This is a genomic window from Actinoplanes missouriensis 431 (genome assembly GCF_000284295.1).
GTDB classification, from domain to species: Bacteria; Actinomycetota; Actinomycetes; order Mycobacteriales; family Micromonosporaceae; genus Actinoplanes; species Actinoplanes missouriensis.
This window is the reverse complement of sequence record NC_017093.1, coordinates 4,596,172-4,622,926: the sequence shown is the minus strand read 5'-3', so window position 1 is coordinate 4,622,926 and position 26,755 is coordinate 4,596,172. Positions and strand designations below refer to the sequence as shown.

The 26,755-nt window shown below is 69.9% G+C and carries 26 protein-coding genes; 17 read left to right on the top strand and 9 right to left on the bottom strand.

Annotation, left to right across the window (positions count from 1 at the left end; all coding sequences use genetic code 11):
* Positions 1-38: 38 nt before the first annotated feature.
* From AMIS_RS21655 to AMIS_RS21640, 4 genes are all read left to right on the top strand, one after another.
* The gene (locus AMIS_RS21655; protein WP_014444513.1) at positions 39-1,628 is read left to right on the top strand and encodes a pectate lyase family protein; all 1,590 of its coding nucleotides are present in this window, start codon (positions 39-41) and stop codon (positions 1,626-1,628) included.
* Positions 1,628-2,548 (top strand): pectate lyase family protein, encoded by a 921-nt coding sequence (locus AMIS_RS21650; protein ID WP_014444512.1) that lies wholly within the window; start codon positions 1,628-1,630, stop codon positions 2,546-2,548. Before AMIS_RS21655 ends, AMIS_RS21650 begins: the two co-directional genes overlap by 1 nt.
* Positions 2,548-3,462 (top strand): pectate lyase family protein, encoded by a 915-nt coding sequence (locus tag AMIS_RS21645; RefSeq protein WP_014444511.1) that lies wholly within the window; start codon positions 2,548-2,550, stop codon positions 3,460-3,462. The genes AMIS_RS21650 and AMIS_RS21645 overlap by 1 nt, the downstream gene beginning before the upstream one ends.
* A gap of 90 nt (positions 3,463-3,552) precedes the next feature.
* Entirely contained in the window at positions 3,553-4,347 is a 795-nt protein-coding gene (locus AMIS_RS21640) for a cyclase family protein (protein WP_041829961.1), read from the top strand.
* A gap of 3 nt (positions 4,348-4,350) precedes the next feature.
* Here the strand turns inward: AMIS_RS21640 and AMIS_RS21635 are convergent, their stop codons facing one another.
* The gene (locus tag AMIS_RS21635; RefSeq protein ID WP_014444509.1) at positions 4,351-5,214 is read right to left on the bottom strand and encodes a helix-turn-helix transcriptional regulator; all 864 of its coding nucleotides are present in this window, start codon (positions 5,212-5,214) and stop codon (positions 4,351-4,353) included.
* 120 nt (positions 5,215-5,334) lie between these two features.
* On the opposite strand from AMIS_RS21635, the gene AMIS_RS21630 reads away from it, so the two are divergent.
* The gene (locus AMIS_RS21630) at positions 5,335-6,378 is read left to right on the top strand and encodes an NAD(P)-dependent alcohol dehydrogenase (RefSeq protein WP_014444508.1); all 1,044 of its coding nucleotides are present in this window, start codon (positions 5,335-5,337) and stop codon (positions 6,376-6,378) included.
* A gap of 10 nt (positions 6,379-6,388) precedes the next feature.
* Here AMIS_RS21630 and AMIS_RS21625 read toward each other — a convergent pair whose 3' ends face one another.
* Positions 6,389-7,174 carry a nuclease gene (locus AMIS_RS21625; RefSeq protein WP_197537961.1) on the bottom strand — a complete coding sequence of 262 codons (786 nt, stop codon included), beginning with the start codon at positions 7,172-7,174 and terminating at the stop codon, positions 6,389-6,391.
* Positions 7,175-7,435: 261 nt separating this feature from the next.
* Between AMIS_RS21625 and AMIS_RS21620 the strand changes: the two genes are divergently transcribed.
* The gene (locus AMIS_RS21620) at positions 7,436-7,747 is read left to right on the top strand and encodes an ArsR/SmtB family transcription factor (RefSeq protein WP_014444506.1); all 312 of its coding nucleotides are present in this window, start codon (positions 7,436-7,438) and stop codon (positions 7,745-7,747) included.
* 232 nt (positions 7,748-7,979) lie between these two features.
* Positions 7,980-8,270 (top strand): hypothetical protein, encoded by a 291-nt coding sequence (locus tag AMIS_RS21615; RefSeq protein WP_157434965.1) that lies wholly within the window; start codon positions 7,980-7,982, stop codon positions 8,268-8,270.
* A gap of 8 nt (positions 8,271-8,278) precedes the next feature.
* Here AMIS_RS21615 and AMIS_RS21610 read toward each other — a convergent pair whose 3' ends face one another.
* From AMIS_RS21610 to AMIS_RS21600, 3 genes are all read right to left on the bottom strand, one after another.
* Positions 8,279-9,115: an alpha/beta fold hydrolase gene (locus AMIS_RS21610; protein WP_231859404.1), complete on the bottom strand. Its 837-nt coding sequence runs from the start codon at positions 9,113-9,115 to the stop codon at positions 8,279-8,281.
* 135 nt (positions 9,116-9,250) lie between these two features.
* Positions 9,251-9,775, bottom strand: a complete 525-nt coding sequence (locus tag AMIS_RS21605; protein ID WP_041829960.1) for a hypothetical protein — start codon at positions 9,773-9,775, stop codon at positions 9,251-9,253.
* 121 nt (positions 9,776-9,896) lie between these two features.
* Positions 9,897-10,349 (bottom strand): MarR family winged helix-turn-helix transcriptional regulator, encoded by a 453-nt coding sequence (locus tag AMIS_RS21600; RefSeq protein WP_197537960.1) that lies wholly within the window; start codon positions 10,347-10,349, stop codon positions 9,897-9,899.
* Positions 10,350-10,398: 49 nt separating this feature from the next.
* Here AMIS_RS21600 and AMIS_RS21595 point away from each other — a divergent pair, with 49 nt between their 5' ends.
* Positions 10,399-10,815 (top strand): nuclear transport factor 2-like protein, encoded by a 417-nt coding sequence (locus AMIS_RS21595; RefSeq protein WP_014444501.1) that lies wholly within the window; start codon positions 10,399-10,401, stop codon positions 10,813-10,815.
* A 191-nt stretch (positions 10,816-11,006) separates the two neighbouring features.
* Here AMIS_RS21595 and AMIS_RS21590 read toward each other — a convergent pair whose 3' ends face one another.
* Entirely contained in the window at positions 11,007-13,775 is a 2,769-nt protein-coding gene (locus AMIS_RS21590; RefSeq protein ID WP_041829959.1) for a S8 family serine peptidase, read from the bottom strand.
* Positions 13,776-13,865: 90 nt separating this feature from the next.
* Positions 13,866-15,731 (bottom strand): MFS transporter, encoded by a 1,866-nt coding sequence (locus AMIS_RS21585; RefSeq protein WP_014444499.1) that lies wholly within the window; start codon positions 15,729-15,731, stop codon positions 13,866-13,868.
* Positions 15,732-15,881: 150 nt separating this feature from the next.
* On the opposite strand from AMIS_RS21585, the gene AMIS_RS21580 reads away from it, so the two are divergent.
* Positions 15,882-16,313, top strand: a complete 432-nt coding sequence (locus AMIS_RS21580) for a universal stress protein (protein WP_014444498.1) — start codon at positions 15,882-15,884, stop codon at positions 16,311-16,313.
* An 81-nt stretch (positions 16,314-16,394) separates the two neighbouring features.
* Here the strand turns inward: AMIS_RS21580 and AMIS_RS21575 are convergent, their stop codons facing one another.
* Positions 16,395-17,192 carry an RNA polymerase sigma factor SigF gene (locus AMIS_RS21575; RefSeq protein ID WP_014444497.1) on the bottom strand — a complete coding sequence of 266 codons (798 nt, stop codon included), beginning with the start codon at positions 17,190-17,192 and terminating at the stop codon, positions 16,395-16,397.
* A gap of 213 nt (positions 17,193-17,405) precedes the next feature.
* Here AMIS_RS21575 and AMIS_RS21570 point away from each other — a divergent pair, with 213 nt between their 5' ends.
* The gene (locus tag AMIS_RS21570) at positions 17,406-18,719 is read left to right on the top strand and encodes a radical SAM protein (RefSeq protein ID WP_014444496.1); all 1,314 of its coding nucleotides are present in this window, start codon (positions 17,406-17,408) and stop codon (positions 18,717-18,719) included.
* Positions 18,720-18,824: 105 nt separating this feature from the next.
* Here the strand turns inward: AMIS_RS21570 and AMIS_RS21565 are convergent, their stop codons facing one another.
* Positions 18,825-19,451, bottom strand: a complete 627-nt coding sequence (locus AMIS_RS21565; RefSeq protein ID WP_014444495.1) for an MBL fold metallo-hydrolase — start codon at positions 19,449-19,451, stop codon at positions 18,825-18,827.
* 37 nt (positions 19,452-19,488) lie between these two features.
* On the opposite strand from AMIS_RS21565, the gene AMIS_RS21560 reads away from it, so the two are divergent.
* The 7 genes from AMIS_RS21560 to AMIS_RS21530 all read left to right on the top strand — a co-directional run bounded on the left by AMIS_RS21560 (position 19,489) and on the right by AMIS_RS21530 (position 26,723).
* Positions 19,489-19,911 carry a MarR family winged helix-turn-helix transcriptional regulator gene (locus tag AMIS_RS21560; RefSeq protein ID WP_014444494.1) on the top strand — a complete coding sequence of 141 codons (423 nt, stop codon included), beginning with the start codon at positions 19,489-19,491 and terminating at the stop codon, positions 19,909-19,911.
* Positions 19,912-20,149: 238 nt separating this feature from the next.
* Entirely contained in the window at positions 20,150-20,476 is a 327-nt protein-coding gene (locus tag AMIS_RS21555; RefSeq protein ID WP_041829958.1) for a hypothetical protein, read from the top strand.
* A complete protein-coding gene (locus tag AMIS_RS21550; RefSeq protein ID WP_014444492.1) occupies positions 20,473-24,333 on the top strand; it encodes a CHAT domain-containing tetratricopeptide repeat protein in 3,861 nt (1,286 codons plus the stop codon). The genes AMIS_RS21555 and AMIS_RS21550 overlap by 4 nt, the downstream gene beginning before the upstream one ends.
* Before the next feature lie 260 nt (positions 24,334-24,593).
* Positions 24,594-24,845, top strand: a complete 252-nt coding sequence (locus AMIS_RS21545; RefSeq protein WP_157434964.1) for a hypothetical protein — start codon at positions 24,594-24,596, stop codon at positions 24,843-24,845.
* Between the two features lie 251 nt (positions 24,846-25,096).
* Positions 25,097-25,525 carry a hypothetical protein gene (locus AMIS_RS21540; RefSeq protein ID WP_014444490.1) on the top strand — a complete coding sequence of 143 codons (429 nt, stop codon included), beginning with the start codon at positions 25,097-25,099 and terminating at the stop codon, positions 25,523-25,525.
* The gene (locus AMIS_RS21535; protein WP_041829957.1) at positions 25,519-25,752 is read left to right on the top strand and encodes a helix-turn-helix transcriptional regulator; all 234 of its coding nucleotides are present in this window, start codon (positions 25,519-25,521) and stop codon (positions 25,750-25,752) included. The genes AMIS_RS21540 and AMIS_RS21535 overlap by 7 nt, the downstream gene beginning before the upstream one ends.
* On the top strand, positions 25,749-26,723 hold the full coding sequence (locus tag AMIS_RS21530; RefSeq protein WP_014444488.1) for an NAD(P)-dependent alcohol dehydrogenase: 975 nt from the start codon (positions 25,749-25,751) through the stop codon (positions 26,721-26,723). The genes AMIS_RS21535 and AMIS_RS21530 overlap by 4 nt, the downstream gene beginning before the upstream one ends.
* The last annotated feature ends 32 nt before the right edge of the window (positions 26,724-26,755 follow it).

The window sequence follows — 26,755 nt, the reverse complement described above, 5'->3', positions numbered from 1 at the left end:
ATCCCCGACAACTTTTTCGCTCACCATTAGAGGTTGCGATGAGACAAGTCCGATGGCTCACTACCGGTCTGGCCGTGACCGCCTCGGCCGTGCTGCTCAGCGCGGTGATCAGCGGTCCGGCGCGCGCCGAAACCCTGTTCGGTGACACCTTCGACGACGGCAACGCGGACGGGTGGTCGCGTAACGGCGGCACCTGGTCGGTGATCACCGACGGGACGCCCGCCTACCGGCAGTCCAACGCCGGGACGGTGGCCCGTGCCCTGGCCGGCTCCACCTCGTGGACCGACTACACCGTGCAGGCCCGGGTGAAGACCGCGGGGACCGCCGGAGTGGCGGCTCGCGCCCGCTCCACCAGCCAGTACTACGCGCTCGTGCTCACCGCGGGCGGCGCCGTGCAACTCCAGCGGGTCTCCGGCGGCACCGCCACGGTCCTCGCGACCGGTGCGGCCGGCGGCGCGACAGGCACGTGGCGCACGCTCGCGCTGACCGTGCGGGGCAGCACGCTGACCGGTTCTGCCGATGGGACCACCGTGGTCACGGCGACCGACAGCGCCTACCCGAGCGGGCGGATCGGCCTCGTCACCTCGTACACGAGTGGGGTTTTCGATGATGTCGCGGTGAGCACCACGGTGCCGGGCCCCGGTCCGTCGGCGACCTCACCGACGCCGCCCTCACCGACGCCGACCACCCCGCCGCCGCCCGGCGGATGCGCGGTGACCGGCACGCCGGCCGGCTTCGCGACCGTGAACGCCTGGGGCCAGAACGGCACGACCGGGGGCGCCGGCGGGCCGACCGTGCAGGTGGACACGGCCGCCGAACTGCTCTCCTCGATCGCCGCGCCCGGCCCGCTGACGATCTGCGTCGCCGGCGTGATCACGCTGCCGGCCGGCATGTACGACGTGACGAGCGACAAGTCCATCGTGGGCGTCGGCGCGACCGCGGGCATCACCGGCGGCGGCTTCAACATCGGCCTGCCGGTGTCGTCGGTGACGTCGCCGCCGACCGACGCGGTGCACAATGTGATCATTCAGAACCTGTCGTTCCGCGGCGCCAGCGACGACTCGATCAACGTGCAGATGTTCTCCCACCACGTCTGGATCGATCACAACGACCTGGCGCAGGGGTACGACGGGCTGATCGACATCAAGCGCGGCTCGTCCTACGTCACCGTGTCGTGGAACCACACCCACCACCACACCAAGAACATGCTGCTCGGGCACGACGACAGCAACGGCGCCCAGGACACCGGGCGGCTCAAGGTGACCTATCACCACAACTGGTTCGACGCGACGCCGCAGCGCAACCCGCGGGTCCGCTTCGGCGAGCCGGTGCACGTCTACAACAACTACTACTTCTACAACACCGACACCGGCGTGGCCTGCCAGAACACCGCCGGCTGCATGGTCGAGGGCAACTATTTCGAGAACGTCGAGGAGCCGGTCACCAACACGTACGCCGGTCCGTCCGGCCGCTGCGTGGCCCGCAACAACGTCTTCGCGGGGGAGTCCGGCGCGCCGGACTGCAGCGGGACCGTGCAGGAGCCGTCGGCGTACTACAGCTACACCCTCGACGATCCCAGCACGGTGAAGTCGCTGGTCACGGCGGGCGCGGGGGTGGGGAAGCCGTGATGCACACACTTCTCGCCATGGTCCTCGCCGCGGCGCTGCCGGTCCCGGCGGCAGCGCCCACGGCGGACGGTTTCGCCACCGGGACCACCGGAGGCGTGGCCGGACCGACCGTCACCGTCACGAACGGCGCCGACCTGGCTCGCTACGCCGGCGCGAACACCCCGTACACGATCATGGTTTCCGGCCGGATCAGCGTGGGCGGCATGGTCACGGTGGTCGCGAACAAGAGCATCCTGGGGGTCGGTGCTTCAGCGGAGATCTCCGGCGGCGGCCTCCAATTGGGTACGACCACGCGACCCGGCAACAACGTGATCGTCCGCAACATCCGGTTCAGCAACGCCTCCGACGACGCGATAAGCGTCACCAACAAGGCGCACCACGTCTGGATCGACCACAACGAGTTCCTGCCCGGATATGACGGCTCGCTCGACATCAAACGGCAGTCGACGAACGTGACGGTCTCCTGGAACCGATTCCTCGGCACCGACAAGTCGATGCTGCTCGGCCACTCCGACAACTTCACCGCCGACATCGGATATCTGCGCGTCACCTATCACCACAACTATTTCGACGGCTCGAACCAGCGCCACCCGCGGGTCCGTTTCGGCGAGCCGGTGCACGTCTACAACAACTACTACCGCAACATCGGCCTGTACGGCATCGCGTCCACCGAGAACGCCGGAGTGGTCGCCGAGGGCAACTACTTCGAGAACGTGGCCCACCCGTGTCACTCCACCGGTGGGTACGCCGACAGCGCGCCCGGCCGGCTGGTGCAGCGGCTCAACGCGTTCGTGAACTCCGGGACCTGCGAGGCCGGCGGCACGGTGGCCGAGCCGTCCGGTTACTACTCCTACACGCTCGATCCGGCGTCGTCGGTGCCGTCCCTGGTCACCGCGGGCGCCGGGGTGGGGAGGATCTGATGCACGTTCTGCTCGCCGCGCTGCTCACCCTCACCGCGCCGATCCCGGTGGCGGCGCCCGCCGCCGCGGACGGTTTCGCCACCGGCACGATCGGCGGGGCCGGCGGCGCCACCGTCACGGTGGACACCACCGACGAGCTGCTCGACGCGATCGACACGGTCGGCCCGCTGATCATTCAGGTGTCCGGGACCATCGCCGTCACCAGCAAACAGGGCGTCCGGCCGAACAAGACGATCGTCGGGCTCGGCAGCGACGCCACCATCACCGGCGGCGGCTTCGACTTCTACCGGTCCTCGCACGTGATCGTGCGGAACCTGACGTTCGCCGGCGCCGAGGACGACGCGATAAACGTCGGCCAGCAGTCACACCACATCTGGATCGACCACAACACGTTCGTCGCCCCGGTGGACGGCTCGGTCGACGTGGTGCGCGGCGCGGACTACGTCACCGTCTCGTGGAACCATTTCGCCGGCACCGACAAGAGCATGCTGATCGGGCACTCCGACGGCGCGTCCTCCAGCGACGTCGGCCATCTCAAGGTCAGCATCCACCACAACTGGTTCGACGGGTCCCGGCAGCGGCATCCCCGGGTGCGGTTCGGCGAGCCGGTGCACGTCTACAACAACTACTTCGACGGCAACGAGCTGTACGGGGTGGCGTCCACGATGAACGGCGGCGTGGTCGTCGAGGGCAACTACTTCGCCGGGGTGCCCCACCCGTGCTACTCCACCAGCGGGTACGCCGACAGCGGCCCGGGACGGCTGGTGCAGCGCGCCAACGTGTTCACCGGATCGGGGCCGTGCGAGGCGGGCGGGTCCGTGCGGGAACCTTCGACGTACTACTCCTACACGCTGGATCCGGCGTCGTCGGTGCCGTCGATCGTTACCGCCGGGGCGGGTGCCGGCCGGATCTGATCAGTCGCGCTTCCACCGTCAGGGTGGACCTGCCGCCGCCGTCGGCGAGGCACCGGCGCGGGACCGCGGGAGCTGGGCACGATGGGCGCCATGTGTCTCAGCAATCACCGCATCACCCGCCGTGGTGCCCTCGCCGGCGGCGTGGCCGCCGCCGCCGCTGCCGTCGCGCTGGGTGAGCCGGCGAAAGCCGGACCGAAAGCGAACGGTCCGCTCGACCTGACCTATCCGCTGACGACGTCCTTCCCCGCCTTCGAACCCGGCGAGGAGGCGGTCCGCCACACCGTCGCCACCATCGAGAAGGACGGCTACTTCCTGCAGGAATGGAAGATCCTGGAGCACATCGGCACGCACGTGGACGCGCCCGCCCACTTCACCAAGGGCGGGCGGGTCGCCACCGAGCTGCAGCCGTCCGAGCTGATCCTGCCGGCCGTGGTGGTCGACATCGCGGATCGGGCGGCCCGGGACGCGGACACCGTCGTGACCGTGGCCGACCTGCGCGCGTTCGAGCGGCGGCACGGCCGCATCCCGGACGGCGCGGCCGTGCTGATGCATTCCGGGTGGGGCAAGCGGTCCGGTGACGCGGACGCGTACCGCGGGGTGGACGCGGCCGGCCGGATGCACTTCCCGGGGTTCGGTACGGACGCCTGCGAGTGGCTGCTGCGGCACCGCAGGATCAGGAGCCTGGGCGTGGACACGCTCAGCATCGATCCCGGCAATTCGGTCACCTACGACACCCACCACGTTCTCACCGGCGCCGACCGTTACGGCATGGAGAACCTGGCGAACCTCCACCGCCTCCCGCCCACCGGGGCGACGATCATGGTGGGGTTGATCCCGTACGAGGGCGGGTCCGGCGGCCAGGCACGGGTGCTCGCCACCCGCTGACCGTCACCGCGCCGCCGGGGACCCCGCGTCGGTGGCGGCCCAGGACGCCAGCAGCGCCAGCGCGTCCGCCGTCGCCGACCCCGGCTCGGCGGCGTAGACGGTCATCGCCAGGTCCGCCTCGGCCTGCAGATCCATCGTCTCGTACGCCAGGACCAGCTCCCCGACCACGTGATGCCGGAACGTCTTCACCCCGGCGCCGTGGATCCGCACGTTGTGCGCGCCCCACCGGCGCCGGAACTCGTCACTGCGGGTGCTCAGCTCGCCGACCAGGTCGTGCAGGCCCTTGTCGTGCGGATCCTTGCCGGCCGCGGTCCGCAGGTTCGCCACGGTCATGTCGGCGGCCAGGTTCCAGTCCGGGTAGAACCGCCTGGCCGCCGCGTCCAGGAACGTGAACCGCCCGAAGTTCGGCTCCGGAGCCGCGAACACGTCGGTGTACATCGCCCGGGCCAGCGTGTTCGCGGCGAGCAGGTCCTGCCGGCCGTTCACCACGATCGCCGGGCTGGTGACGGCGTCCAGCGCCCACTGCAGGCCGGGCCGCACACTCCACGGCTTCGGCCGGCGGCTCGGCCGCAGCACCGCGTTGCTGCCGTTCGCCGCCTGCGCGAGCCGGACCAGGTGCGCCCGCTCGGCGTCGTCGAGCTGCAGCGCCCGCGCGATCGCGTCGAGCACCCCAGCGGACACCCCGGCCAGCGAGCCGCGCTCCAGCTTCGCGTAGTACTCCACGCTCACCCCGGCCAGCGCGGCGACCTCGCTGCGGCGCAGCCCGGAGACCCGGCGGGTCCCGGTGACGGGCAGCCCCGCCCGCTCCGGGGTGATCTTGGCGCGGCGGGTGGTGAGGAAGTCCCGCACCTCGGCTCGGTTGTCCATGTCACGACGGTACGACCCCGCGATCGGCCCAGGGATGCACTGTCAGTACACCTATCGGTAAGAACTCCCTTCCCGCGCCGGAACGCGGTTAGCTGGTCACCTACGTCAAGGAGGAACACCATTCTCACCGTCAACGCGATCGCCGCGACCTCGGCGACCGAACCGCTGGTCCGCACCACCGTCGAGCGCCGCGACCTGGGGCCGCGCGACATCCTGATCGAGATCAGCTACGCCGGCATCTGCCACTCCGACATCCACACGGTCCGCGGCGACTGGGGCCGGGTGGCGTACCCGCTCACCGTCGGTCACGAGATCGTCGGGCACGTCACCGCGGTCGGCCCCGAGGTGACCCGGCACGCGGTCGGCGACCGGGTCGGCGTCGGCTGCATGGTCAACTCGTGCCGGGAGTGCGCGAACTGCCGGGCCGGCCAGGAGCAGTACTGCGAGGCCGGCAACACCGGGACGTACGCCGCGGTCGACCGCGACGGCACGATCACGCAGGGCGGATACTCCACCCACATCGTCGTCGACCAGGACTTCGTGCTCCGGGTGCCGACCGAGATCCCGATCGAGGCGGCGGCGCCGCTGCTCTGCGCGGGCATCACCACGTACTCCCCGCTCGCCCACTGGAAGGCCGGGCCGGGCAAGAAGGTCGCCGTCGTCGGCATGGGCGGTCTCGGTCACATGGCCGTGAAGCTGGCCGCCGCGATGGGCGCCGAGGTCACCGTCCTGTCGCAGACCCTGGGCAAGAAGGACGACGGTCTCGCGTTCGGCGCCCAGCACTACTACGCGACGAGCGACCCGGCCACCTTCGAGGCCCTGCGCAACGGCTTCGACCTGATCGTCAACACGGTCAGCGCGCCGATCGACATCAACCAGTACCTGAGCCTGCTCCGGCTCGACGGCACGCTGGTCAGCGTCGGCGCCCCGCCGGAGCCGCTGCCGGTGCAGGTGTTCTCCCTGTTCGGCGGTCGCCGCTCGTTCGCCGGCTCCAGCATCGGCGGCATCGCCGAGACCCAGGAGATGCTGGACTTCTGCGCCGAGCGCGGCATCGCCGCCGAGGTCGAGGTGATCGGCGCCGACCAGGTGAACGACGCCTACGAGCGGGTGCTGAAGTCGGACGTCCGCTACCGCTTCGTGATCGACGTCGACACCCTGCGCTGACCGGACCGGATCACACGCCGGCCGCCAACTCCGGGGCCGGCGTGAGGTTCAGCCGCGACACCGCGTCGCGCAGGTCCTGCGGCCAGATCCACAGGCGGTACTCCGGCTCGATGCCGAAGTAGTCCTCCGGGCCGTGCAGCACCCGGTTGCGCATGTCCGCGCAGTACCGTTCCCGCCAGGACCGTTCGCCGACGTCGAGCGGCTCGTTGGACACCTTCTTCCGGGTGATCTGATACAGGTCTTCCAGCGCGCGGTACTCGTACGCGATCAAGGTCTCCGGTGTCGACCAGATGCCGAGCCCACCCGTGCGAGCCGCCGCCGCGGCGTCGATCAGCAGCGCCAGGTCCTCGGCGCCCGGCACCGACGGATAGATGACGAACGTCGCAGCCTGCCCGGCGACCACGAGATCCAGGTTGAACGTCGGCCGCAGCCGCTTCGGGATCTCCCGCCGCTCCTGCTCGGTGTAGTCCGGCGCGACGTAGGCGAGCAGCCGGTTCGCGCCGTCGAACGGGCTGTCCGCGACCCGGATGAAGATCTCCCGCTGCCGCCCGTTCGGCCGGGCCAGCCGCGCGGCGATGTTCTCCTTGGCGAAAGCGGACGCGGCCTTCCCCTGCGTGAAGTGCAGCGTGCCCGCGTGCCCGGTCTCCAGCTTCGGCAGCAGGAACTCGCCCAGAGCCGCGGAGATCGGCGCCAGTCCTTTCCGGATCCACTCCGCGAGCTGCAGGAACTCGGTGTCGATCGCGGCCGCCCGCTGCTCGCTGCGTGCGGTCACCTCCGGCGTGTCGACCGAGAGCATCCGCACCGCATCCGCAGATTCGGCGTATCACCATCGGTCACGTCGACGAGCGCGCGTGCGCCGAGAGCCGGCATGCTCGCCCCTGCCGGCGCCCAGAAGACTTGCACAGGATCGGCCATGTCTCGAGTGCACCACAGAAGCACGGCGATGCCGCTGACGTGCCGGAAAACCGACTTCCCATCGGGTACGGGCAGCCGCCCGCACCATCGCGGCGGCGGGATGCGACGCTGATGCCAGGAACAAGTGGCAAGGGGCATCGTCATGCGCGGATCGGAGCAGGTCTCCCTGGACGCCGTCGAACTGCCGGCGGTGCTCGACGCCCTCGCCGACCCGGTCCGCCTCGAGGTGATCCGCCAGCTGGCGGCGGCGGACGGCGTGGTGACCGGCAGCTTCCAGGTCGGCGTCACGATGTCGACCCTGTCGCACCACCTGAAGGTGCTCCTGGCCAGCGGCATCGTCCGGGTCACGCAGGAGGGCCGCTACCGCCGCTGCGAGCTGCGCCTGGCCGAGGTGGAGCACCGCTTCCCCGGCGTCCTGACAGCCATCCTGGCCATCCTCTGCGGAACCGGTTGACGCCCATCCGGGTGCCACCACTCGCTGCGTTCGAGTTGCGTCTCTACCAACTCCGAATTTCGCCCGGCGGCTGACCTGGGTGTTGCTCGTGATCGTCCAGCGGCGGGAAATCGTGGTGACCGGCCCATGATCACAGCAGTTTCGAGACGCTGAACGATCGACTTCTCTTGCGCGACCGAAGTGTCGCCCTCTCGGTGCGAAGCCCGCCCGCTCCCGCTGGTGTGATGTGCGGGTGAAGGACTCGAGGCTCGCCTACCGCAAGCAGCGCCACAGCGAGTCGGCGGAGCGGCGCGAGGACGGGAAGCTGTTCACCGAGCGGTTCGTGAAGGCCTCGGAGCAACTGGGCCACGGCAGCGCGCGCGTGCGGTTCGACGGCGTGCGCAGCGATCCCGGCGCGGTCACCTTCGACCGGGCCGAGCACACCGGCGGCGAGGTGGACTGGGGCCCGTTCCCGCCGTTGCCCCGCGCCGCACCCCCGCAACCGGCTCGCGTGCCGCGGCCCCGGTGGTGGACGCGGCGCTGAGTCCCGGGTCAGCGGGACATCAGGGTTTCCAGGATCGGCTCGGCGTGCGTCCACAGCAGCGCGCCACCCGCACCCGCCACCACATGCCGCCGCGCGTCCGGAAGACGTGACGCCAGCGTCGCCCCGAGATCGGGGGAGTGGACCGGGCTGGTGTCGGCGTCCCCGTACCAGAGATCGACCGGAATCCGCACGTCGGCGGGGTCGAACGGCCACCGGGCCGACGCCAGAACCGTGTCCCGGGCGTATCCACCCGGCCCCTGCACGAACGCCTCGTGCAGAGCCCGGCGGTACGCCTCCGCGAACGCCGGATCGGTGTAGACGGCCCGATCACCGTCCCCTGCCATCGACAGGATCCGCTGCCAGAAACCGTCCGCGTCACCCCACCCGGCGAAGAATCGCTCCGCGGCCACCGGGTCGGAACGCACCGCGTCGACCATCGCGGCGACGTCCGGGATCAGCGACGCGGCGAACGACGGGTGGGCCAGCTCGTCGGTGCCGGCCACCACGGCCGCGGCATCCAGGGTCCCCGCGGCGGCGCAGGCCAGGAGAAACGGCGCACCCTGCGAAAACCCGATTCCGCGTACGCCGGTCAGCTCCCGCAGCCCGACCAGTGACGTCATGTCACCGGCGAAGTCGAGCAGCGTGCGGCCGGGCGCCGGATCGGAGGCGCCCAGTCCGGGACGGTCCACCGAGATCAGACGCACACCGTGGTCGCCGAGCCCGGCGAGCAGATGGGCGCCGAACCCGAGCGACCGGCTGGTGGCGGCGCCGGGGCAGAACAGCACCGGGGTGCCGGAGGCCGGTCCCCACTCGGCCCAGCCCAGTCGCCGGCCGTCGGGCAGCAGGGTCACGCCGAGACGGTCCGGCGCAGTCACGTTCTTCTCCACGGAACGCCATTCTCACCACGCCACCCACCCTTGTCGCCCGATTTTCCCGCCGGGCCCGCGCGCGTTCGACCAACTCGCCGAGGCGATCCGCGCTCAGGGCGCCAGGCAGCCGCCGTCGAGGAGGGGGCCGGTGATCTCCGCGCGGCGAGGGCCCTCGCCCATCTCGGCGTAGGTGGCGATGCAGGCACCGCCGGGGAGGGCGGCGGCGTACATGACGGCGCCCGCTGGCGCCGGGTCGTCGGGGCGGGCCAGGCGCACGATGGCATCGGGGAAGCCCTGGTCGTGCAGCACTCGCCGGACCATGTCGACGTCGGCTTCGGTGGCGGGTCGGGGAGCCCGGCAGATGAGGTCGCCGCCGCCCGGAGTGCAGATCGCATCGAGGAGAGCACGCCATACCCGGGTGGCGGCGTCCTGGTCGGTGCCGGCCGGGGACGGCAGGGGCTTGCGGCTGCTCTCGTCCAGGGCTTCGCGGTCGCAGAGGGCCACGGCGGTGGCTTGTTCCTCCTCGGTCTGCGAGTCGTCCGTCACGCACACGTACACGCCGTTCGGCTGCGCCGTATGAGGGATCCCGGTCCGGACGAGGGCGCCCGCACCGGCCAGGACCAGCACGGTGATCACCGATCCGATGAGCTGTCGACGTCGCGAGACGTGAGGTGGGTCAGCGGCGGGCACGGTCATCAGCGTGGGCGCCGGCGGTTGCGAGGCCGGATGCGGCTGCGGAGCAACTGCAGTGGCGGCGTCAGGACGGCAGCGTGGTCCGGTCGGCGGCGTTCTGTGCCTGCACCAGGCGTTCCATGAGCGTCATGAGGGTTTCGACGTCCTCGGCCGGCCAGTCGGCGGTCAGCGTCCGCAGCACCTCGTCCTGCCACGCGTGCGCGTGCCGCAGCAGCTCCTCACCGGCGGCGGTGTTCGCGATCACGGATGCCGCGCCGATCCGGCCCGGCGCACTCCGGACGACGAAGCCCTGGTGTTCCGCGCGGGTCACCATCCGGCTGACGCCGGACTGATCGAGTCCCAGCTCGCGCGCCACATCGTTGACGGAGGCGGACCGGCCCTGGCCGGTCAGGGCGTGCACCGCCTCGACGACCATCACGTCGCGGCCGCGTTGCGTCTCGGCGCTCAGGTGGGCGCCCGTCCAGCGCCGTGACCAGAAGCGGACGAACGCGAACAGCGCCTGACCTCGAACCTTCACGAGCATCCTCCATTGTCGTCCCGGTATGCATTTCGCATACGATGGCCGTATGCACAACGCATACGAGAAGGATGTCATGCTCGAGACTCTGATCAACGCCTGGCACGACGCGGTCAACAGCCGCGACCTCGCTGCCGCGACGGCGACGGTCACCGATCCGGTGGAGGTTTCCGGCCCGCGCGGCGTCCACACGATCACGGCCAGGGAGTTCGCCGACTGGATCATCAGGTCGGGAATCCGGCTCCGCCCGTTGGCGGCACATCCGGTCGACGACGTCACCATGGTCGTCGAGCAGGAGGCCACCTGGCCGGATCACGCGGACGCGGATGCGGCAGCGACGCCGTCCACCCCGGTGGCGACGCTGTTCAGGATCCGTGACGGTCGCCTCGCCACCATCCGCCGGTTCGACTCGCTGCACGAGGCATTAGGCGCGGCCGGCGGCGAAAGCCCTCAGCCCGGATCGTGACCGGGTCACCTGCCGTCGCGGCCCTTGCGGAAGGACGTGATGAGCCAGGCGGTGAATCCGGCGGCTGCCAGCAACGCCACGATCACGGTGACATGCCAGGGCTTCACGACGTTTCTCCGAGAGTCAAGGTGGAGCGGACACGGACCGCCGCCGGAGCACGGGGGCCTCCGGCGGCGACCATGTTACCGGGGTCAGGGGGCCTGGAAGCCCGCGATGTGCAGGGAGAAGGCCCGGATCGAGCCTCTGTCGCTGCCGGCCCGGTCGGCTACCTGGAAGCGCCACGTGCCGTCCGCCGGGGACAACCGCAGCGACGACAGCGGCTGATCGGGGCGCCAGACGCCGGTGTACGGCTCGTTCGCCGTCACCGCCGCGCTGAACGGGGTCGCCGCCGCGTCGTCGAAGACCGCCTGGCACAGGTTGTTGCCGCCGCCCCCGGAACGGGAGAACAGCGTCGCGCTGCGGCCGTCCGGCGCGGTCAGGGTGCCGATCAGGTCGCCGACGAACGTGTGGTCGACGCCGACCGTGGTGGCGCCGGCCGCGGCGGTGCACTCGGCGCCGTCGACGGAGAAGGTCAGCGCGGACGCGTACCCGACGCCGCTGACCTCCACGGTGGCGGTCGCGCCGGTGGGGTCGTTGTCCGGGATCGGGACGGCGGGACCGGTGTAGGCGAAGTCGCGCACGGTCGCCGACGGCCGGCCGGTCGGCACGACCGCGGTGCTGGTCGTGGGGGAGAGGGTGCCGGCGAAGGTCGCCCGTACCCGCAATGTCACCGGACGACCCACCGGATAGCCTGCGGCGAGCCGCAGGGTGTAGTCGCGGCTCTTCGTCGCGCCCGCGGCGATGGTGCCGTAGGAGCGGCTGCGCGGCGTCACCACCGCCCGCGCGTCGTCCGTCTCCACCACGACGGTGACGCCTGTCGCGGTGCCGTCGCCGACGTTGGTGACGGGCAGTGTGACGGTCGTCTGCTCGCCGGGTTCCAGGATCGCGTCACCGATGACCGGAGCGCCCGCCGAGATCAGCGGCTGCGGGGTGGCGCCGGTGTAACGCAGCAGCCGGTCGGCGCGGATCACGCCGTGGCCGGTGCGGTTGTCGTATCCGGCCGGGGTGAGGTCGAGCGCGGTCTCGGTGAGCGCGGCGCGGATCTCGGCGTTGCTCAGACCCGGGTTGCCGGAGAGCGCCAGGGCGGCGATCGCGGCGGCGTGCGGCGCGGCCGCCGAGGTGCCGAAGAACGGCGCGAAGTCGGCGAGCGTGGTGGCCACCCCGTCAGCGGCGGTGATCTGCGGTTTCTCGCGGACCACGCCGCCGGTCGCGGTGAAGTTCCCGGGGGTGTACGGGGTGCCGTCGGCGGCGTAGAACATCCGGCGCGGACCGTCCGAGGTGAACGGTTCCGGCAGGTCAGCGCGGGTGTGCACGTCCGGGTACGGCCCGGCCGGGTTCGGTGGGTCGCCGGTTTCCAGCGCGAACGGCAGCGGGTCGTGCGCCGGGGTCGCGGCGACGGCGAACGCCTGCTCCGCGGCGCTGTGCCCGCGCAGCACACCGGGCGTGGAGAAGCCGGTCAGGCCGTCGGCGGAGTTGACGAACCGGCCACGGAACGCGCTGAGCTGCAGGTATCGGTCCGCTCCGGCGTACTTCACGACGGCGAGCCGCTGGCCGGTGGTGTTCGCGGTGGCGAGGATCTCGAACGGGTCGTCGTCGCCGTCCTGCACGTCCTGGGAGAACGACGTGACGTTGCCGGACGCGTCGAGCAGGTACAGGTCGTAGTCGTTGGCGGAGCTCTCCAGGGCGTCGGCCCACCAGAGGGTCACCACCCGGTTGCGGCTGCCGGGGGAGAGCGGGTTGAACTCCTGCACGCCCGTACCCGGATCGAAGTCGTGGGCGTCACCGGCGAACTTCTGGACGCCACGGCCGGAGTCGGCGAAGTCGCCCTCCCAGTTGCCGGAGGTGTCGCCGAGGGTGTTGCCCTCGTTGCCGGCGGAGCTGAAGTAGTACGCGCCGTCGGCGGTCACGGCGTTGACCGCCTGCGCCGGCAGCCCGTCCTGGAACGGGCTCTCGTGGTAGTAGACGACGTCGTCCACGATGATGTCGCAGCCCGCGTCGAACCGCAGGGCGCGGATGTTCTCGGCGAAGCTGACCTCATTGGTGAAGGCCGTCGCAAAACCGAGCTTCGCGTTGGGTACGAGGTCGTGCAGGATCTCCAGCATGGCGGTGCCCTCGTCGCCGGAGCCCTCCTGACCGGGCAGCACGTCGAGATCCGCGGGCAGGTCCCCGCTGGCCTGGGACGCGGCGAGCGAGTCCACCCCGTCGGAGAGCGCGCACACCTTGACGCCGGTGCCGGTCACCTTGTGCCGGGCCCGGGCGGTGTCGGCGGCGTGTGTCCGGTCGCCTTCGGAGACGACAGCGCCCTGACTCGCGGCCGCGATGGCCGGCGCGCGCAGCGCGGTCTCGATCCGCGCGGCCTTCGCCTCCTTGGTGTAGGCGACCGGCGGCGCGGCCGGGTCGGTCTGCCGGCCGGTGGTGAGACCGTGTTTCAGGCTCACGCCCGTCACGTCGGACCAGGCGGCGATCGTGGTGAGGGCGGCCAGCGGCGCCTCGACGAGGACCGTGCCGGTGGCGGCGGAGGGGTGCCGGATGCCGGCGCCGGTCGCCCGGAGCCGGTCGAGCAGGCGGTCGTCCACCCGGTCGGCGCGGATCTCCACCTCGGTGGTGCTCTTCGCGGTGACCGTGACGCCGGTGCGGGCGCCGACGGCGGCCTTACCGGCGCGTTCGCGCAGCTCGACGACGAGCCGGCTGTCGAGTTTGCGTTCCGCCGGGGTCAGGGACTTCTTGAGCTTCTGGAGTGCGGCGATCTGCGCGTAGGCGCGGGACGTGGGATCGCCCGGCGCTTGTGCGAGCGCGCCGGGCGTTCCGAGTGTCACGGTGGTGGCGCCGATCGCGACGATCGTCGCGGCGCGCCGGAGCATGGAAGTGTGCAATGCCGAGCCCCCCAATGACATCAAGTAATGTCGATGTCACTGGACGCTATCGGCTTGTATCGATATCCGGAAGTCCGATCAGGAGGGTGGGACGACCCGTTCCTCGTCCAGGGCGGACGTCTGCACCACGAGGACGTCGCAGACGGCGTTCTTCACCACGGCGGCCGGCACCGAGCCGAGCAGCTGCCCCTGACTGGCGCCCAGACCGCGGTTGCCCACCACGATCAGGTTCGCCGGGTCCGCGCCGACCGCGTCCAGCAGCGCCTGCGCCGGATCGCCCTCGACCAGCCGCTGGTCGATGTAGCGGGCCCGTTCGCGGGTCAGGCCGGTGACCGATTTCTCCAGGGCGTCACGGGCGGCGTCGATCCCGTACACGTCGCGGTGCGCCCCTTCGGCGAGAGCGGCGGGCTCGGTGGCGGCGGCGGTGCGGTAGGCGGTCACCACCACCAGGCGGGCCTGCGCGGCCTGGGCCACCTCGGCGGCGCGGTCCACCGCGTACAGGCTGGTGGGTGTGCCGTCGGAACCCACGACGACCCGGTCGTAGACGGTGATGCTGCGCTTGCTGCCGAGCGGCACGATCGGCGACTCGTCGGCCTCGTCCGGCGGGTTCACCCAGAGCATCGCTATCGCGCCGATGCCCAGCAGCACGCCGGCCAGCATGATCGCGTTGCTGCCCTTGCCGTCCAGCAGGTGCTCGAAGATCCAGCCGAACGTGAGGGTCTGGATCAGCATCGGCACCACGATCATCATGTTCAGGATGCCCATGTAGACGCCGGTGCGCTTGGCCGGGACCATGCTCGCCACCATCAGGTAGGGCACGCCGACCGCGCTGGCCCAGAAGATGCCCAGCCCGATCATCGGGACGAGCGCGACGTACTGATTGGTGATGTTGGAGAGCCAGACCAGTGACACGGCGGCCAGCCCGAGCGCGACCGCGTGCACCCGCTTCGCGCCGATCCGCCGCGCGAAACCGACCAGGAACAGCGCGGACACCATGGTCACGAAGTTGTAGGCGGCGTTCTGCAGGCCGCTCCAGCCGATCGCCTCCTCCCACGCCGCTCCGCCGTCCTGCGGGGTGGCGCCGAAGACCGTCTCACCGAGGCTGACCGCGACGAACTGCCAGTAGATGAACATCGCGTACCACTGGAACAGGAACACCACGCCGATCTTGTGCATCGCGACAGGCATGACCCGTACCGCGTCGGCGATCTCGCGCACGGCGTGGTGCAGGCCCTTCGGCGCGGCCCGCATCTCCGCGAGATCCTCGTCCGACGGGACGAGCTCCTTGGTACGCGCCATCGCCGTCAGCACGGTCAGCAGGATGCAGAACGTGCCGATCATGAAGCACACGTACATCCAGTACGGCACGCCGTTGCCGGCCGTCTCCTGGAGCGGCTCCACCTTCTCCAGCACGAACAGCGACAGGTTCGCCAGGACCGCGCCCGCGCCGGTGAACATGCTCTGCGTCAGGAAGCCGCGGGCCAGCTGGGATTTCGGCAGCCGGTCGGAGATGAACGCCCGGTACGGCTCCATCGACGTGTTGTTGCCGGCGTCGAGCAGCCAGAAGCAGATCACCGCGAGCCACAGGATCCCGACGAACGGGAACAGGAACAGGATGACCGCGCAGAGCAGCGCGCCGGCCGTGATGAACGGCCGCCGCCGTCCCCAGCGCGGATGCCAGGTCCGGTCGCTGATCGCCCCGATCAGCGGCTGGATGATCAGCCCGGTGACCGGGCCGGCCAGGTTGAGGATCGGCAGCTGCTCGGGCGAGGCGCCGATCAGCAGGAACAGCGGGTTCACCGCGGACTGGGTCAGGCCGAAGCTGAACTGCACCCCGAAGAAGCCGAGGTTCATCATCAGCAGGGCCGGGCCCGTCATCAGCGGCTTGCGTTCGATCTGTCCGCCGTCGGGGGCGACGGTCGTGGCAGTGGTCGTGGTGGCCATACGAGCCCCCTCTCGATTGAGCGGAAGCTAAACCCGCTGTAACGCGCCCGCAACTTGGCGTGATGACAAGCGTGAATTCGTGAAAAACCACGGGGATGGCGGCCGATCAAGATCTCGACCACCCTGGGGTACGGAGGGAAGGAGCCGACGGTGAAGCAATGGCGGACCATCGTGGTCGGTGTGGACGGCTCGCCCGGCAGCCGCAAGGCGCTGGCCTGGGCGGCCGCCGAAGCCGCGACGCACGGCACCGAACTGATCGTGCTCAACGTCTGGGAGCACACGCTGCTACCCCCGGCCGGCAGCGTCAGCGTCTCCGAGCGGTACGTGCCGGAGCAGAGCCAGCGGACAGCGGACGAGCTGCTGCAGGTCATCAAGGAGGAGCTGGGGGAGCAACCGGCGGTGCTGGTGCAGCCGGTGGTCAAGCAGGGCCGCCCGGCGAAGGTGCTGATCGAGGAGTCGGCGGACGCGGATCTGCTGGTCGTCGGCGAGCGCGGTCACGGCGGATTCGCCGGGCTGGTGCTCGGGTCGGTCAGCCAGCACGTCTCCGCGTACGCGAAATGTGCCGTCGTCGTCGTTCGCTGATCCTGAGTCGTTCGCTGAATCTGATTCTCACGGCGAACGGGCCGGCCGCGTCGCACGCGGCCGGCCCGTCACGTCACACCGTCAGGCGGTGGCGCCGTCGAGCTGCAGGCGCAGCTTCGCCAGGGCCTTGGTGAGCAGCCGCGACACGTGCATCTGGGAGATGCCGACCTGCTCGGCGATCTGCGTCTGGGTGAGGTTGCCGTAGAAGCGCAGGCTCACGATCTTCTGCTCCCGCTCGTCCAGGCTGGCCAGCGCCGGGCCCAGCGCGATGCGCATCTCGGCGACCGCGAAGCCGTCGTCCTCGCCGCCGAGGGTCTCGCCGAGCTCGGTGCCGTTGTCGGCGATCGGGGTGGAGAGGCTCGTCGAGTTGTACGCCCGCGCGCCCTCCAGGCCCTCGATCACCTCGTCCTCGCTGATGCCCAGGTGGCCGGCGATGTCGGCGACCGTGGGGGAGCGGCCGAGGGTGTGGCTGAGCGTGTTGTTGGCGCCGGTGATCGCCAGGCGCAGCTCCTGCAGCCGCCGGGGCACCCGCACCGACCAGGTCTTGTCCCGGAAGTGCCGCTTGAGCTCGCCGACCACGGTCGGTACCGCGAAACCGGCGAAGTCGATGCCCCGCTCCGGCTCGAACCGGTCGATCGCCTTGATCAGGCCCACCACCGCGACCTGGTACAGGTCGTCACGCGGCTCGCCCCGGTTCGCGTACCGGTTGGAGAGGTGCCGGGCCAGCGGCAGCCAGGCCTCGATCGCGCGGTCGCGCAGGGCGGCCCGGTCGGGGTGGCCGACCGGCAGGGCCGCCATCAGGGCGATCAGCTCACTGGCCCCGTCAGTGCTCGTCGTCGAGGTGTCGATCCGGGCGGGGGCGTCAGCGAGGACGGTCATGCGTGCACACTCCTGAGTTTCGTGGCTCGGCTTGCCCGCAGTCGTTGCCCCTCGGCAACCGTTCCCAAACACCTGATCCCTCGCCGGTGACATTCCCGTCGCGCGTACGCTGTCGCGAACGTCTCCATTTGCCGACCAGCGTGTTACCGCCGCGGTGTGATGGCATGGGATATGAGGCGCCGGAACACCTCCGGAGCAGCTGAAGGAGGACGCATGCCGTCGCGTACGGATCTCGTCGAAGATCTGATGGCCCGCTTTCCCCACGTGCCGCGTGAAGCGGTGATCAAGGAGGACCTGCTGCGGGGCGGGCTCGCCTTCGACGAGTCGGCCCTGACCGACAACGAGAGCGGCGACGTCAAGCCGAAGTCGTACTTCATCTTCTCGTTCGACCACCGCACCCTGCCGGAGCTGGGCGAGGCCGCGCTGCGCCGGCCCCCGGAGGAGATCGTGCTGACCGGCGGTCCCTACGGCCTGCGGCGCACGGTCGTGTCCGTGCGCACCAACCCGTCGTCGCCGTACCGGGTCAAGCCGGACGCCGACGGCCGCCTGCAGCTCTTCCTCGACGGCAAGCCGATCGCCGACGTCGGCCTGCCGCCGATGCCGGACTACTACCGGCACACGCTCGCCAACGGCAAGCAGGTCATGGAGGTCGCCCCGACGATCCAGTGGGGGTACCTCGTCTACCTGACCGTCTTCCGCGTGTGCCAGTACTTCGGCGCCAAGGAGGAGTGCCAGTACTGCGACATCAACCACAACTGGCGCCAGCACAAGGCCGCGGGCCGGCCGTACACGGGTGTGAAGCCGATCGACGAGGTCCTCGAGGCCCTGGCGATCATCGACAAGCACGACACGCTCAAGACGTCCACGGCGTACACGCTGACCGGTGGCAGCGTCACGTCGCAGGTCGGCGGCAAGACCGAAGCCGACTTCTACGGGCAGTACGCCCAGGCCATCGAGGAGCGGTTCCCCGGCCGCTGGATCGGCAAGGTCGTCGCGCAGGCACTGCCGAAGGCCGACGTGCAGCGGTTCAAGGACTACGGGATCCAGATCTACCACCCGAACTACGAGGTCTGGGACAAGCGGCTGTTCGAGCTCTACTGCCCCGGCAAGGAGCGGTACGTGGGCCGCGAGGAGTGGCACCGCCGCATCCTCGACTCCGCGGAGATCTTCGGGCCGCGCAACGTCATCCCGAACTTCGTGGCCGGCATCGAGATGGCCGAGCCGTTCGGCTTCACCTCGGTGAACGAGGCGATCGACTCGACCACCGAGGGCCTGCACTACTTCATGTCGAAGGGCATCACCCCGCGGTTCACCACGTGGTGCCCGGAGCCGACCACGCCGCTGGGCAAGACCAACCCGGACGGCGCGCCGCTGGAGTACCACATCCGGCTGCTGGAGTCGTACCGCGCGACCATGGAGCACTACGGGCTGAGCAGCCCGCCCGGGTACGGCCCGTCGGGCGCCGGCAACGCGGTGTTCTCGGTGAGCTCGTTCATGGACAGCCTCCCGCCCGCGCCGCAGGACTGACGGCAGGAACGCGTGTGTTGAGTTCGGGCGCGCTTCCGCACCTGAACTCAACACACGGGGCCGCGCGGTGAATCCGGGCCGGTCCGCCGACCACTGCGGTAGCACTCAGAGCGTGGTGGACGTACCCCGGGGAAGGTTGTCCAGAGGCAGGTCGGTGAGACCGCCGATCAGGGTGCGGGCCGCGTTCTGGCCCAGCTCGCTCAGCATGAGCTCGTGGATCTGGATGAGGCGGGACGGGTGCACCGCCCGTACGAAATCTGCTGCTTCTCCGAATTTCGTCCACGGGCCGCTGGTCGGCAGCAGCAGGGTCTCCACCGCGACGCCGGGCAGCGCGTAGGAGTCACCGGGGTGGAAGACCCGCCCCGCCACCAGGTAACCCACGTTGTCGACCCGCGGGATGTCGGCATGGATCAGCGCGTGCGACTCCCCGTGGACGGTCACCGTGAACCCGGCCGCCTCGATCCGGTCGCCGGCCGTGACAGTGGTCGCCCGCCCGCCGAGCTCCTCGGTGACCGCGGCCGGCCCGTAGACCGGCAGGTCCGGACGACGATCCAGCTCGGCGGCGAGCGTACCGGTGTCGAAGTGGTCGAAATGGGTGTGTGTCACGAGGACAGCGTCGGCGGCGGCGATCAGCTCCGCGGCGTCCGGGGTGAACGTGCCGGGGTCGATGAGCAGCCGGCGGCCGCCCTCGGTGAACGTGACGCAGGCGTGTGCGTGCTTGATCAGCTCCATGCCTGAGAAAGTACAGCCATGCTGTATAAATGGAAGCATGACGCCGGACACAGACATCGCCGAGCGGCTCCGGCAGTCGATCGGCCACCTCGTGCGGGTGGTCCGCGCGCAGGCCGACACGCTCCCGCCGCCGCAGGCCGCCGCGCTCGGCACCCTGGACCGGGACGGGCCGCGGACCATCGCGGGACTAGCGGCCGCGCGCGGCGTGAAACACCAGAGCATGAGCCGGACCGTCGGGGAACTGGAGGCGCTCGGCCTGGTGACCCGCACGCCGAACCCGGATGATCGACGGGCCGTGCTGATCACGCTGACCGGTGCCGGCGTGGCCCGGCTGGGGGAGGACCGCGAGGCCCGGCGCCGCTGGGTGGCCGGCGCGATCGCCGCCCGCCTCACCGCGGAGGAGCGCCGCGTCCTGCAGACCGTCCCCGACCTGCTGGACCGCTTGGCCGCCGGGCCCTGAGAAGGCCCGCCATGAGCGACCCGGTGCACGTTCGCGAAGGCGATCAGCGCCAGCTGACGTGGGGTCGCCGGGGCGCCTCCCCGGCTCCCTGGGCAGCGGTGATCATCGACTTTCGTCGAGCGTTGAGCCAATCGACGCTTGTGTAAGTTCCGGGCGCTCCTCTTTCGGGTGTTCGTGCCATGTTGTCCGGATGACCTGTGTGTCATCGTGGTGGCACGTTGTGTCCTGGGGGGTGGGGATGGCTCGGCTCGTGGTGGCGGTGGATCCGGCGGTCGGTGTGGAGCCGGCCGATCTGGTGAAGGCGTGGGCTGCTGATGAGGAGGCGGCCGCGTTGGGAGAGGCCTCGTTGGCGTCGTCGGCGCCGGGGAGTTTCTTTCCTGGGCTGGCGGAGTTGATCTGGGTTCCGCTGGCGGTGAACCTGGCCAGCAGTGTCGTGTACGACCTGGTGCGGCGGTTGGTGGCGAAGCAGCGTCCGGCGGTCGATGTGACCGAGCTTGAGCTGGTGGAAACGGTGTCCGGTGATGATCGGGTGGTGGTGGTCCGGGTCCGCCGGAGTATCGGGTGACTGCCGGTCCGGGCTCGGCACCGGTGGCGGTGATCGGTGTGTCCGAGCGGTCTCGCGAGCCGGATGGGTCGTTCGTCGTGCGGGTGTCGTTTCCGGATGCGACGGAGTATGAGGTTGCTGTTGTCGACCCGGCTGTAGCGGGTGACGAGGAACGGCTGGCCTGGTATTTCGAGGAGCATCTGCGTTTCCCGTTCCTGGATCAGGACTGGGACGACGATGCGGTGGAACGGCTACAGGCGTACGGTCAGCGGCTGTTTGATCAGATTTTCGGTGGGCCGGCGGCGGCTGACTACCGGGCGCTGGCCAGGCGCGGGTTCGATGGTTGCCGCCTTCAGGTGCAGGGCTCGGCGGCGTTTCACCGGTTGCATTGGGAAGCGTTGTTCGATCCGGAGTTGCCGGTGCCCGCGGTGTTGCGGCTGCCGGTGACGCGCCGGGTGGATCTGCCGTCGCGGGGGTTCGAGTTACCTCCTGAACGGCCGACGTTGAACATCCTGGTGGTGACTGCCCGTCCGGGTGGGCGGGCCGATGTGGGGTTCCGCACGATCTCGCGGCCGTTGCTGGACGGGTTGCGCACGGCGGACCGTCCGGTGGTCGTGGATCTGGTGCGTCCTGGGACGTGGCAGGCGGTGGAGCGGCAGTTGCGGGACGCGACGAAGCTGCACGGTACGGGCTACTACCAGGTGGTCCATTTTGACGTGCATGGTGCGGTGGCCGGGTTCGACGAGTTGCAGGCCGGTCGTGCCGCTGATCGGTATCTGTTCGGGTCGGGTAAGCCGGTGGCGTTCGAGGGTCAGCGGGCTTTTCTGTTCTTCGAGACCCCTGTTGAGGGGAAGTCGGAGCCGGTGTCGGCGCAGCAGGTCGCTGATCTGCTGGCCGAGCATCGGGTGCCGGTTGCGGTGCTGAACGCCTGCCAGTCGGCGAAGGAACCGGCCAGCGAGGCGAGTCTGGCCCAGCGGTTGGTCGCTGCGGGCGTGCCGGTCACGGTGGGTATGGCGTATTCGGTGACGGTGTCGGCGGCGCGGAAGGCGATGCCGCTGCTGTACACCGGTCTGTCCCGAGGCGATGATCCGGTCACCGCGATGCAGACGGCACGGCGGTCGCTGTTCGACGACAAGGCCCGCCAGGCGTATTTCGACCAGAGTCTGGATCTGGAGGACTGGGTTCTGCCGGTGGTGTTCGCCCAACGCGAGGTCCGGCTGAGGCTGTCGGACATGTCGGTGGAACAACAGACCCGCTACTACGAGCGGGAGGTGCTGGTCGGCGATGAACCGCACACCGAGTACGGGTTCGTGGGCCGTGACCTGGACATCCAGGCGATAGAGCGGCGGCTGCTGATCGATGAGAACCGCACCATGCTGCTCGTCAAAGGCATGGCCGGCGCCGGCAAATCGACTCTGTTGCAGCATCTCGGCTGGTGGTGGCAGCGCACCGGCCTGGTCGAGATGGTGTTCCGGTTCAGTTACGAGGACCGGGCCTGGACCGTCGATCAGATGATCCACGGTATCGCCGCGACGCTGCTGGACAAGGTGGAGCAGGCGAAGCTGGAGATGCTCCCCGCCGCCGCCCAGCCGCAGCGGATCGCGCAGTTGCTGCGGGCACGCCGGTACCTGCTGATCCTGGACAACACCGAGTCGATCACCGCGACTCCGGCGGCGATCCCGCACGCCTTGGCCGAACCGGAGCAAGAGCGCCTCGCGGGGTTCCTGGCCGGGCTGCGGGGCGGGAAGACGCTGGTGCTGTTCGGCTCCCGGGAGGATGAACAGTGGTTGGGTCCGCGCACCTTCGCCGACAACATCTACGACCTACCCGGTCTGGACGCTCAGGCCGCGTCGACGCTGATCGAGGCGATCCTGACTCGCCACGGCGGCACCCGTCACCTCACCGAGAAAGACCAGCGCACGGCCCTGGACGAACTGACCGCTCTGCTCGGCGGATATCCGCTTCCGCTCACTGTGGTCCTGCCCGCCCTACGCACCTCCACCCCGGCGCAGATCCTCGCCGAGCTGCAACAGGGAGGCAGCGACGCCGACCCGGTCGGGTTGATCGGCCGGGCCATCGAGTACAGCCACGGCAAACTCGACCCCAGTACCCAGAATTCCCTGCTGATGCTGGCCCCGTTCACTGCCAGTATCCCCATCGTGGCCCTCGACAGCTATCAGCAGTACCTCGCCGACCACGACGCGGTTGCCGACCTCAGTGGAATGGACCTGGCCGCCGCGGTCGCTGAACTGGTCCGGGTCGGCCTGGCCGCACCCCATCCCCAGCTTGAGGCCTGGGTGCAGATCCTGCCGGTGCTGCCGTATTTCCTACGGACCCGCATCCAGCACCAACCCGATCTGCAAGCCGCCGCTCAGCAAGCCCACTATGAGCTGTACACCGCGCTCGGGCAGCTGATCGCCCGGATGCTCACCTCGAACGAACCAGAGCAGCGTGCTGTGGGCCGTGTGGCGGTGCGCGCCGAATACGCGAACCTGACCACTGCCCTCGACCACGGCCTCCGCACCCAGCAAGTCATCGGCCCGATCATCTACGCGGTCGACGAATATCTCCACCAGACAAAACAGCAGGACAGCCGCAGGCACCTGGTCGACACGGCGATCGCCGCCGGCCGTGACCCGGACCGCGAAGACCTCCGCCGGGAACTCGCACAGCTTCACCATTTGGCCGGCATGGTGGCGCAGGAGGAGCGGCGTTTCGAGCAGGCTGAGGCTTATTACCGGCGGTCTTTGGAACTCGTGTTGGAGTTCGGTGACCGGCACGGTGCCGCCCGCACTTACCATCAGCTTGGGATGGTGGCGCAGGAGCAGCGGCGTTTCGAGCAGGCTGAGGCTCATTACCGGCGGTCTTTGGAACTCGAGCTGGAGTTCGGTGACCGGCACGGTGCCGCCCTCACCTACCATCAGCTCGGCCGGGTGGCGCAGGAGCAGCGGCGTTTCGAGCAGGCTGAGGCTCATTACCGGCAGGCCCTGGAACTCAAGCTGGAGTTCGGTGACCGGCACGGTGCCGCCCTCACCTACCATCAGCTTGGGACGGTGGCGCAGGAGCAGCGGCGTTTCGAGCAGGCTGAGGCTCATTACCGGCAGGCCCTGGAACTCAAGCTGGAGTTCGGTGACCGGCACGGCGCCGCCACCACTTACCATCAGCTCGGCTGGGTGGCGCAGGAGCAGCGGCGTTTCGAGCAGGCTGAGGCTCATTACCGGCAGGCCCTGGAACTCGTGCTGGAGTTCGGTGACCGGCACGGCGCCGCCGGCACTTACCATCAGCTTGGGATGGTGGCGCAGGATCAGCGGCGTTTCGAGCAGGCTGAGGCTCATTACCGGCAGGCCCTGGACCTTGCGCTGGAGTTCGGTGACCGGCACGGCGCCGCCCGCCCCTACCATCAGCTCGGCCGGGTCGCACAGGATCAGCGGCGTTTCGAGCAGGCCGAGGCTCATTACCGGCAGGCCTTGGAATTCCTGCTTGAGTTCGGTGACCGGCACAGCGCCGCCGGCACTTACCATCAGCTCGGGATGGTGGCGCAGGATCAGCGGCGTTTCGAGCAGGCCGAGGCTCACTATCGGCAGGCCCTGGAACTCTTGCTGGAGTTCGGTGACCGGCACGGTGCGGCCTCCAGTTACCATCAGCTCGGGCTGGTGGGACAGGGCCAGCAACGCTTCCACGACGCGGCAGCGGCGTTAACTCAAGCCGCTGCCCTCTGGCATGAGTTGTACGAGGTTTGGCCCGATGAGACGTTGATTGCCCTACGTAGCGTCCGGCAGAACCTGGACCCTAGGGACTACCAGCAGATTCTTCAGGTACATGTGCCCCCCGATCTCACCGATGCCTTCAACGCCGCGGTCGACGACACCGCCGAATAGTCGGCATCTCCCCATGGCGGCCGACAGGGTCGACCGTGCCACGACCCCCGGACTCCAGAACGCAAACCACATCGAAATAACGCGACAAGATGGGCCGGATGAACGCCCTCTCCGCGGCGATGGCGACGATCGCGCCGCGCCGCTTCACGCCGCGCCGCTTCACCCTCACCGCGTCCTCGAGTGACCGGCCCGGATCTTCAAGATCATCTGTGAGGAGCGACTCGTCGTCGCGCGGGCCGGACGTTCCTAGGATGGCCGTCATGAGTGAAGAGATGACAGCCGAGCAGTTGCGCCAGCGGATCGCTGACCTGGACGCCGAGATCGCCGAGCTTCGCCGTCTCGACGGTGACGCCCAGGCCCGCCGGGGCGAGGACGGCGCCCAGTCCGAGGGCAGTGTGGAGAACGAGGAGCTCGCCACCGAGCTCACCGGGATCGCGGAGAACGAGGCCGTCATCGACGTCCTCACCCAGCGCCGCGAGAGCCTGGAGGAGAAGCTGCGCGCCGCGCGGTGATCCGGGCCGGAGGGTGAGGCGGCGCGCTCGGCGTGACCAGCCACCCGCTGTAGACAGTGGCCGCCCTCTCCGCCTTCCTCCCGGCCCGGCTGGGCGGCCCGCTCACGCCCATCGGCGGCCGTCCGGCCGCATGGCGACCCCGCGGGGGTACGGGTGACGACTCCCGGAGTTCATATCGCGCGATGTAAAAAATGTTGTACATCCCTGCTACCGTGACGGTGTCAAAGATTCTTTACACGTCGGGGTGGGTAGTGACGCACGAAGAGAAGCGGGCCTGGGTGCGGCTGGTGGTCGCGGTGCTCGGCTACGGGGCCTACCTCGCGGTCGTCCTGAGCCGGGCCGGAGGGCGGCCGCTGACCGAGATCCCGTACGCGACGGTGCTGCTGATCTCGGTCGGCGCGGCGATCGTCGCGGGAGTCGTGGGGGAGACCGCCCTGGCCGCGATGACGCCGCACGCGAGCCGGGCCACGGACGAGCGGGACCGGGAGATCGGCCGGCTCGGCGAGCATGTCGGGCAGGCCTTCCTGGTGCTCGGCGCGCTCGCCGCGATGCTCATGGCGATGGCCGACTGGGATCAGTTCTGGATCGCGAACGTCATCTATCTCGGTTTCGTGCTCTCGGCGGTCGTCGGCGGCGTCGCCAAGGTGGTCGTTTACCGCACGGGCGTGCCGCAGTGGTGAAGCCGACCCGCGTCACCAACCGGATCCGCGCGTTGCGTGCGGCCGGCGGCGACATGACCCAGGCCGAGCTCGCCGACCGGGTCGGTGTGACCCGGCAGACCCTGATCGCCGTCGAGCAGGGTAAATACTCGCCGTCCCTGGAGGTCGCCTTCAAGATCGCCCGGGCGCTCGGCGTGCCGATCGACGACGTCTTCCAGTATCCCGACAGCACCGAGGAGCAGTCATGAAGGCCATCGTGTCGGACCGATACGGATCAGCCGAGGTGCTCGCCCTGCGGGAGGTGGGGACGCCGTCGATCGGCGACGACGAGGTCCTCGTGGAGGTGCACGCGGCGGCCGCCGACCCCGGTGTCTGGATCATGATGACGGGTCGGCCGTACGCGGCCCGGCTCGCGGGCGGACTGCGCCGGCCGCGGGTTCCGGTGATCGGACGCTCGCACGCCGGCGTGGTCGCCGCGGTCGGCGCCAAGGTCACCCGGTTGCGTCCCGGCGATGCCGTCTACGGGACCGCGGAGAGTGGATCGTTCGCGGAGTTCACCCGGGCCCGGGAGCGCCGGTTGGCGCGGATGCCGGGAAACCTGACGTTCGAGCAGGCGGCGGCGGTGCCGATCTCCGCGGTCACGGCGCTCCAGGCCGTGCGCGACGCGCGGATCCGGGCGGGCCGGCGCGTGCTGGTCATCGGCGCGGGCGGAGGGGTGGGCACGTTCGCCGTGCAGCTGATCAAGCAGCGCGGCGCGATCCCGGTCGGGGTCTGCGGCCCGTCCAAGGTCAGCCTCGTCCGGTCCCTCGGCGCGGCGGACGTCATCGACTACACCCGGCAGGAGATCGACGCGTCCGGCGTCTCCTACGACGCGATCATCGACACCGCGGGGAACCGCCCGCTGTCCCTGCTGCGCCGCGCGGTGACGGCGGACGCGACGATCGCCCTGGTTGGCGGAGGGCACGCGCGGTGGCCGGTGATGGGCGGTTTCGGGCGGCAGCTGGCGGCTCCGCTGATCTCCCCGTTCGGCAGGGCGCGGCTGGTCGGGGTGACCGCCCGGGAGCATCACGACGATCTGGACGAGTTGACGCCGCTGCTGGAGTCCGGCGCGGTGGTGCCGGTGGTGGGGCGGACGTATGCGCTGGCGGACGCCCCGGACGCGATCCGTCACCTGGAGGAGGGCCACGCCACCGGAAAACTCGTCATCACCGTCCGGTAGCCGCCCCGCCCACGCCGGCGGACGGCCGGGCG

Bases quoted from the DNA above. Each gene is read 5' to 3' on its own strand.
- AMIS_RS21570 (WP_014444496.1), top strand. From the start codon at position 17,406: ATGCCGTCGCGTACGGATCTCGTCGAAGATCTGATGGCCCGCTTTCCC.
- AMIS_RS21640 (WP_041829961.1), top strand. From the start codon at position 3,553: ATGTGTCTCAGCAATCACCGCATCACCCGCCGTGGTGCCCTCGCCGGC.
- AMIS_RS21555 (WP_041829958.1), top strand. From the start codon at position 20,150: ATGGCTCGGCTCGTGGTGGCGGTGGATCCGGCGGTCGGTGTGGAGCCG.
- AMIS_RS21575 (WP_014444497.1), bottom strand. From the start codon at position 17,192: ATGACCGTCCTCGCTGACGCCCCCGCCCGGATCGACACCTCGACGACG.
- AMIS_RS21635 (WP_014444509.1), bottom strand. From the start codon at position 5,214: ATGGACAACCGAGCCGAGGTGCGGGACTTCCTCACCACCCGCCGCGCC.
- AMIS_RS21650 (WP_014444512.1), top strand. From the start codon at position 1,628: ATGCACACACTTCTCGCCATGGTCCTCGCCGCGGCGCTGCCGGTCCCG.
- AMIS_RS21545 (WP_157434964.1), top strand. From the start codon at position 24,594: ATGAGTGAAGAGATGACAGCCGAGCAGTTGCGCCAGCGGATCGCTGAC.
- AMIS_RS21595 (WP_014444501.1), top strand. From the start codon at position 10,399: ATGCACAACGCATACGAGAAGGATGTCATGCTCGAGACTCTGATCAAC.
- AMIS_RS21560 (WP_014444494.1), top strand. From the start codon at position 19,489: ATGACGCCGGACACAGACATCGCCGAGCGGCTCCGGCAGTCGATCGGC.
- AMIS_RS21645 (WP_014444511.1), top strand. From the start codon at position 2,548: ATGCACGTTCTGCTCGCCGCGCTGCTCACCCTCACCGCGCCGATCCCG.
- AMIS_RS21655 (WP_014444513.1), top strand. From the start codon at position 39: ATGAGACAAGTCCGATGGCTCACTACCGGTCTGGCCGTGACCGCCTCG.
- AMIS_RS21530 (WP_014444488.1), top strand. From the start codon at position 25,749: ATGAAGGCCATCGTGTCGGACCGATACGGATCAGCCGAGGTGCTCGCC.
- AMIS_RS21590 (WP_041829959.1), bottom strand. From the start codon at position 13,775: ATGCTCCGGCGCGCCGCGACGATCGTCGCGATCGGCGCCACCACCGTG.
- AMIS_RS21625 (WP_197537961.1), bottom strand. From the start codon at position 7,174: ATGCTCTCGGTCGACACGCCGGAGGTGACCGCACGCAGCGAGCAGCGG.
- AMIS_RS21585 (WP_014444499.1), bottom strand. From the start codon at position 15,731: ATGGCCACCACGACCACTGCCACGACCGTCGCCCCCGACGGCGGACAG.
- AMIS_RS21620 (WP_014444506.1), top strand. From the start codon at position 7,436: ATGCGCGGATCGGAGCAGGTCTCCCTGGACGCCGTCGAACTGCCGGCG.
- AMIS_RS21565 (WP_014444495.1), bottom strand. From the start codon at position 19,451: ATGGAGCTGATCAAGCACGCACACGCCTGCGTCACGTTCACCGAGGGC.